This is a genomic window from Leisingera sp. S232, from assembly GCF_049800895.1.
In the GTDB taxonomy this organism is placed as follows: domain Bacteria; phylum Pseudomonadota; class Alphaproteobacteria; order Rhodobacterales; family Rhodobacteraceae; genus Leisingera.
The window spans coordinates 1-3,592 of the sequence record NZ_JBNAFX010000070.1 but is presented as its reverse complement, the minus strand read 5'-3'; the positions used below and the strand labels follow the sequence as shown (position 1 = coordinate 3,592).

The 3,592-nt window shown below is 58.4% G+C and carries 5 protein-coding genes and 1 pseudogene; 5 read left to right on the top strand and 1 reads right to left on the bottom strand.

Translation table 11 applies throughout. The features are described 5' to 3' along the window. On the bottom strand, positions 1 to 955 hold a 955-nt coding region (locus tag ACP151_RS21100; protein ID WP_424980202.1), incomplete at its 3' end, for an IS481 family transposase. A gap of 144 nt (positions 956 to 1,099) precedes the next feature. Between ACP151_RS21100 and ACP151_RS21095 the strand changes: the two genes are divergently transcribed. The 5 genes and pseudogenes from ACP151_RS21095 to ACP151_RS21075 all read left to right on the top strand — a co-directional run. Continuing rightward, positions 1,100 to 1,483 (top strand): hypothetical protein, encoded by a 384-nt coding sequence (locus ACP151_RS21095; RefSeq protein ID WP_424980767.1) that lies wholly within the window; start codon positions 1,100 to 1,102, stop codon positions 1,481 to 1,483. A gap of 455 nt (positions 1,484 to 1,938) precedes the next feature. Next, complete coding sequence (locus ACP151_RS21090) at positions 1,939 to 2,544, top strand: hypothetical protein (RefSeq protein ID WP_424980766.1); 606 nt, start codon at positions 1,939 to 1,941, stop codon at positions 2,542 to 2,544. 75 nt (positions 2,545 to 2,619) lie between these two features. After that, the gene (locus tag ACP151_RS21085) at positions 2,620 to 2,859 is read left to right on the top strand and encodes a transposase (RefSeq protein WP_424980765.1); all 240 of its coding nucleotides are present in this window, start codon (positions 2,620 to 2,622) and stop codon (positions 2,857 to 2,859) included. Between the two features lie 50 nt (positions 2,860 to 2,909). Further along, positions 2,910 to 3,176, top strand: a pseudogene (locus tag ACP151_RS21080) (IS3 family transposase); the annotation flags it as partial. Between the two features lie 113 nt (positions 3,177 to 3,289). Continuing rightward, positions 3,290 to 3,592: transposase (locus tag ACP151_RS21075; RefSeq protein ID WP_424978664.1), on the top strand; the 303-nt coding region annotated here is incomplete at its 3' end.

The window sequence follows — 3,592 nt, the reverse complement described above, 5'->3', positions numbered from 1 at the left end:
TGTTCAGTCCCGGCATCTGGTGGATCGGATCGATGATGAAACGATCTGGCTCTGAAGTCCAGATTTTGCAGATGTATTCGTAGGGCGTGAGGCCGCTGAGAGTTTTGAGTCTGCGGGCAAAGTTGTAGGCAGCCATGAAGTCGCCGAGATGTGTTCGTAACTGATCGTGGCTTTCGTAGTGGTATCGCTTCACTGTCGCCTCTTTGATCGTGCGGTTCATCCGCTCGACTTGGCCATTGGTCCACGGATGGTTCGGTTTGGTCAGGCGATGCTCGATCCCGTTGGCCTCACAGATCATGTCGAAGCGCATCTGCCGGGAGTATACTCTGTTCCGGTTTCGTGGCTGTTCGGCGAACTGGATACCGTTATCGGTCAGGATCGTATGGATGCGATAAGGGACCGCCTTGAGCAAATGTTCGAGGAATTCCCAGGCGGTCTTGCGATCTGCCTTGTCGACGAGGTGGGTGACTGCAAACTTGCTGGTCCGGTCAATGCCAACGAAAAGATACAGCTTGCCCTCCGCAGTCTGCACCTCGGCAATATCGATATGAAAAAAGCCGATGGGGTAGCGCTTGAACCTCTGCCGCTTAGGCTTGTCGCCCCCGACATCCGGCAAGCGCGAGATGCCATGCCGCTGAAGGCACCGATGCAGCGCTGACCGCGTCAGATGCGGGATCGAGGGCTGGAGCGCATAGAGGCAATCATCCAACGGCAGTAGCGTATGCCGCCGAAATGCGACGATCATGGCCTCCTCGGCTTGACTGAGAATGGTTGAGCGAGGCTCTTTCGGCCCTGTTTTGCGATCCTCAACGGTCTCGCGCTTTCGCCACTTGGCAACAGTCTTCGGGTTGATCCCGAGTTCCTTGCTCAGCGCCGCGATCGAAGCTTGCGATCGCTGTATTGCTGCTCTGACAGCGTGCGTGGTCGTGGCGCTCCCGTGACGAACTTGTCCCATAGTGCTTCCTTCCATTCCAAAGAACAGATCGCACCATCAAACCATGGGATCAAACACCTAGGAAAGAACGCAGCCGAACGGCTTGCAGGTCTGCCGGCCTCCGTGCGCAGACACGTCTTGTCAGAGATAGCCAGCAACAGCGGAATGGACGGACTCGATCTCGCACCTGCTGTGGCAAAAGCCGACGCCGATCTCGATGTGAAGGTAAGCGTCGCCGACTCCCTGTCCTTCCGCCGCGCCGACCGTCATCTGTCTGACCTCCTCTGCGACGCCGACGACACAGTTTACGATTGCCTTGTCCGGAAATCTTACATTGAGGACATCGACGGTGAAGTAATCCAGGCACGGCTTGCCATGGCCCGTGAAAGGCAAAAGGCCGCTGGACTATCGCCACGTGAGCGTTTGAGTACTCTTATGTGGACGGAGCCGTCCGAGGACATCTCGCGCGAGATCATCGCGCTTCTGACAAGCCTCGATATCGACAGGCGCGAAGACAATGATCGCCGATTGATTTGGCAACTGAATTAGCGCCATCCCGAGGCGGTTGCCGAGGCGGTACTTAATCGCCTGCGCACCGGGCGTGAACTGTATTACGGCGCGGGCGACATTCTTGCGGCTGGCCGTCTTGTGCTAGAAGACGGCGACCTGCTGAAAATCGCATTGTCCGAAACCAATTCGCACGACGACAAGGCCGAGGCAGCGGCATCAGTTCTCGGTCCCAAAGCGGTGGGCGCGATGATTGACGCCTACCTTGAAGTGCGATCCAGGTTGCGCGACGGAAATGGAAGTTTCGGTAGAGCGGCCAGCGATCGCTACTCCGTCTTGCGGCAACGCTTATCTCATACCCAAGGCGCAAGCCTTGTGGCTACCGTTGTCGCCAAGTCTGACGCGGCAAAAGACGTAGAGCTAGCGCACCTCGCAACCTTTTCTCGCGGGGAAGCGCAGCCCATGACCGTCGCGGGCGCCCATTCGATGCAGACGACTTGGACACGATCGGCAAGTTGGCGCAGACTTGGGCGGACCGGCGCTTAGCGGCTGACGATATTCCCCGTTATGACAAGGCCGCAATTGCCGGCATGATCAAGCAAGCGCCGACAGCAACATTGCTTCCGACGCTCCAGCGCTTGCTGGATGACAATTTGCGCCGCTATCATGAATTTCGCGAGGCCGCGAAGGCAAGCAAATGGCGAGATAGTACTTCAGTAGATGAAGCGCGGAATCCCCACATGCTCGAATACCAAGGCGCAATGATCGCCATACAGGCACCAGAGACCTTCAAAGTTGCGGCGAGCTACCTGACAGACGAGCATTTCGGCGAAAAGGCTGCGCGCGTCCTGGCCGTCCAATGGATCAACAAGAACGAGCCAAAGGAAGATCGCAGGTTTATGGGCGGTGTGGATTTTTCCAGGGTCAGCGCCCGACGTGCGGCGCGGCGGGCGAAGCCAGACGAAAGTTGTCCCGAGGCGGACGCGATTTTTGCTGCCGTCGAAACACTCATCGCAGATGGCACGACAGAAGAGCAACAGAAGCGCGCTGTAGTTCTCGGCGGCGTCGGCGCGCGCCTACCACACGGCGACCGCGATTTCTGAGCCCCCCCGCAATTCGGACACTGACGTAGGCTACGATTTGTTGTCTGCTGATCTTCGACGAGAAGGAGATCAGAGATGTCGAAACGGAAGCAGCATTCGCCGGATTTCAAGGCGAAGGTGGCGCTTGGGGCGCTGAAGGGCGAGCAGACGGTAGCCGAACTGGCGAGCTGGTTCGGGGTTCAACCGACGATGATCCACACATGGAAGAAGGCTTTGCTGGAAGGCGCGTCGGGCGTGTTCGAGCGCGGCGGCAGAAAGGCCCCTGAGATCAACGATGAGCAAATGAAGGAGCTGCACGCGAAGATCGGGGAGTAGGCCGTGGCCAACGATTTTTTGTCCAGAAAGCTCAAGCCGTGGACCGGCAGATGAGGCGGAAGATGGTTGAACCCGCCAGTCCCGATCTGTCGATCGGCAAGCAGTGCAGGCTGCTGTCGATCTCGCGGTCGTCGTTCTACGACACCCCCAGGGGCGAGACGGCGCTAAAGTTCGCGCTCATGCGCCAAATTGATGAACAATTCCTTGAGACACCGTTCTTCGGTGTGCGGCAGATGACCTGGCATCTACGCAATGAGGGTCATCTGGTGAACGAGAAGCGCATTCGTCGTCTCATGCGGCTGATGGGTCTCATGCCGATTTACCAGAAGCCCAACACCCGCCGCCTGGCAGCACATGCAGAGCATGTGCGAGAGGGGGCAAGGCGGCGAAAGGACACCAGACCTACCCCTACCTGCTGCGCGGGTTGCGGGTGGACCGGCCCACTCAGGTCTGGGCGGCGGACATCACCTATCTGCCGATGCGGCGAGGGTTCCTGTATCTCGTCGCCATCATGGATTGGCACACGCGCAAGGTGCTGGCCTGGCGCATCTCGAACACGTTGGAGGCAGACTTCTGCGTCGACGCGCTGAACGAAGCCATCCACCGGTTTGCGCCGCCAGACATCATGAACACTGACCAGGGCAGTCAGTTCACATCCTTCGCTTGGACAGATCGCTTGCGACGATCCAGCGTGCGGATATCAATGGATGGGAAAGGACGGTTCCTGGACAAC

Coding starts and splice junctions, on each gene's coding strand:
- ACP151_RS21095 (WP_424980767.1), top strand. CDS start 1,100: ATGGACGGACTCGATCTCGCACCTGCTGTGGCAAAAGCCGACGCCGAT.
- ACP151_RS21085 (WP_424980765.1), top strand. CDS start 2,620: ATGTCGAAACGGAAGCAGCATTCGCCGGATTTCAAGGCGAAGGTGGCG.